Source organism: Enterococcus sp. LJL99, from assembly GCF_054871725.1.
Genome location: NZ_JBTXLT010000026.1, coordinates 1 through 3,211 on the forward strand (window position 1 = coordinate 1; position 3,211 = coordinate 3,211).

A 3,211-nucleotide genomic window follows, 5' to 3' on the forward strand; every position below is an offset into this window, starting at 1 on the left:
TTAGCGTGGCGACGTCCTACTCTCACAAAGGGAAACCCTTCACTACAATCGGCGCTAAGAAGCTTAACTTCTGTGTTCGGCATGGGAACAGGTGTATCCTTCTCGCTATCGCCACCACACTGGGTGTTGTTGCTATTAAAATGAGTGAATGATTCACTCAAAACTGGATTGAAGTCTAATCAAAACTTACGAGGTTTATTTTTTATTTCTTGGTTAAGTCCTCGACCGATTAGTATTGGTCCGCTCCATACATCACTGTACTTCCACTTCCAACCTATCTACCTGATCATCTTTCAGGGGTCTTACTTTCTTAAAGAAATGGGAAATCTCATCTTGAGGTGGGCTTCACACTTAGATGCTTTCAGCGTTTATCCCTTCCCTACATAGCTACCCAGCAATGCCCTTGGCAGAACAACTGGTACACCAGCGGTAAGTCCATCCCGGTCCTCTCGTACTAAGGACAGCTCCTCTCAAATTTCCAACGCCCGCGACGGATAGGGACCGAACTGTCTCACGACGTTCTGAACCCAGCTCGCGTGCCGCTTTAATGGGCGAACAGCCCAACCCTTGGGACCGACTACAGCCCCAGGATGCGACGAGCCGACATCGAGGTGCCAAACCTCCCCGTCGATGTGGACTCTTGGGGGAGATAAGCCTGTTATCCCCAGGGTAGCTTTTATCCGTTGAGCGATGGCCCTTCCATGCGGAACCACCGGATCACTAAGCCCGACTTTCGTCCCTGCTCGACTTGTAAGTCTCGCAGTCAAGCTCCCTTCTGCCTTTACACTCTGCGAATGATTTCCAACCATTCTGAGGGAACCTTTGGGCGCCTCCGTTACCTTTTAGGAGGCGACCGCCCCAGTCAAACTGCCCACCTGACACTGTCTCCCACCACGATAAGTGGTGCGGGTTAGAGGGTTCATAACACAAGGGTAGTATCCCACCAGCGCCTCCATCGAAACTAGCGTTCCGATTTCTTCGGCTCCTACCTATCCTGTACATGTGGTACAAACACTCAATATCAAGCTACAGTAAAGCTCCATGGGGTCTTTCCGTCCTGTCGCGGGTAACCTGCATCTTCACAGGTACTAAAATTTCACCGAGTCTCTCGTTGAGACAGTGCCCAAATCGTTACGCCTTTCGTGCGGGTCGGAACTTACCCGACAAGGAATTTCGCTACCTTAGGACCGTTATAGTTACGGCCGCCGTTTACTGGGGCTTCAATTCTGAGCTTCGCCGAAGCTAACCCATCCTCTTAACCTTCCAGCACCGGGCAGGCGTCAGCCCCTATACGTCATCTTTCGATTTTGCAGAGACCTGTGTTTTTGATAAACAGTCGCTTGGGCCTATTCACTGCGGCTGACCGAAGTCAGCACCCCTTCTCCCGAAGTTACGGGGTCATTTTGCCGAGTTCCTTAACGAGAGTTCGCTCGCTCACCTTAGGATACTCTCCTCGACTACCTGTGTCGGTTTACGGTACGGGCAGTTGTTTTCTCACTAGAAGCTTTTCTTGACAGTGTGACGTCAGGAACTTCGGTACTATTATTTCCCTCCCCGTCACAGCTTGTCCTTAGAGCATAAAGCATTTAACTCTACGCAAGACTCACTGCTTGGACATGCACTTCCAGTCGCATGCTTTCCTTAGCCTCCTGTGTCCCTCCATTGTTCAAACAAAAACAACTGGTACAGGAATATCAACCTGTTGTCCATCGCCTACGCCTTTCGGCCTCGGCTTAGGTCCCGACTAACCCTGGGCGGACGAGCCTTCCCCAGGAAACCTTAGTCATACGGTGGACGGGATTCTCACCCGTCTTTCGCTACTCATACCGGCATTCTCACTTCTAAGCGCTCCAGCCGTCCTCACGATCGACCTTCAACGCCCTTAGAACGCTCTCCTACCATCACACCAGAGGTGTGATCCACAGCTTCGGTAATATGTTTAGCCCCGGTACATTTTCGGCGCAGGGTCACTCGACTAGTGAGCTATTACGCACTCTTTAAATGGTGGCTGCTTCTAAGCCAACATCCTAGTTGTCTGTGCAACCCCACATCCTTTTCCACTTAACATATATTTTGGGACCTTAGCTGGTGGTCTGGGCTGTTTCCCTTTCGACTACGGATCTTATCACTCGCAGTCTGACTGCCGAATATGAATGAATGGCATTCGGAGTTTATCTGAATTCGGTAACCCGAGATGGGCCCCTAGTCCAAACAGTGCTCTACCTCCATCATTCTCAACTTCGACGCTAGCCCTAAAGCTATTTCGGAGAGAACCAGCTATCTCCAAGTTCGTTTGGAATTTCTCCGCTACCCACAGCTCATCCCCGCACTTTTCAACGTACGTGGGTTCGGTCCTCCAGTGCGTTTTACCACACCTTCAACCTGGCCATGGGTAGATCACATGGTTTCGGGTCTACGACTACATACTCATTCGCCCTATTCAGACTCGCTTTCGCTACGGCTCCGACTCTTCATCTTAACCTCGCATGCAATCGTAACTCGCCGGTTCATTCTACAAAAGGCACGCTCTCACCCATTAACGGGCTCGAACTTGTTGTAGGCACACGGTTTCAGGATCTATTTCACTCCCCTTCCGGGGTGCTTTTCACCTTTCCCTCACGGTACTGGTTCACTATCGGTCATTAGGGAGTATTTAGCCTTGCGGGATGGTCCCCGCGGATTCCGACGGAATTTCTCGTGTTCCGCCGTACTCAGGATCCTCCTAGGTGTTGACAACATTTCGCCTACGGGGCTATTACCCACTTTGGCAGACCTTTCCAGGTCCTTCGACTATCTTGTCAGACTACCACATCGGAGTCCTACAACCCCAACAAGCAAGCTTGTTGGTTTGGGCTCTTCCCGTTTCGCTCGCCGCTACTCAGGGAATCGAATTTTCTTTCTCTTCCTGCAGGTACTTAGATGTTTCAGTTCTCTGCGTCTACCTCTAACCAGCTATGTATTCACTGGAAAGTAACATCCTACAAAAGATGTTGGGTTCCCCCATTCGGAAATCTCTGGATCATAGCTCACTTACAGCTCCCCAAAGCATATCGGTGTTAGTCCCGTCCTTCATCGGCTCCTAATGCCAAGGCATCCACCGTGCGCCCTTATTCACTTAACCTTATCAACCTTACGGTTGGGTCTTGACCACTTCTTCTAGCGATAGAAGGTTAGTCAATAAAAAATAAGCTTCGAACAGTTAATTAACTCT

The 3,211-nt window shown here is 50.2% G+C and carries 2 rRNA genes; both read right to left on the reverse strand.

The window, feature by feature from the left end:
* Positions 1-3: 3 nt before the first annotated feature.
* Positions 4-119 (reverse strand): 5S ribosomal RNA (gene rrf / locus ACYSNW_RS18095).
* Between the two features lie 90 nt (positions 120-209).
* Positions 210-3,121, reverse strand: a 23S ribosomal RNA gene (locus ACYSNW_RS18100).
* Between the last annotated feature and the right edge of the window lie 90 nt (positions 3,122-3,211).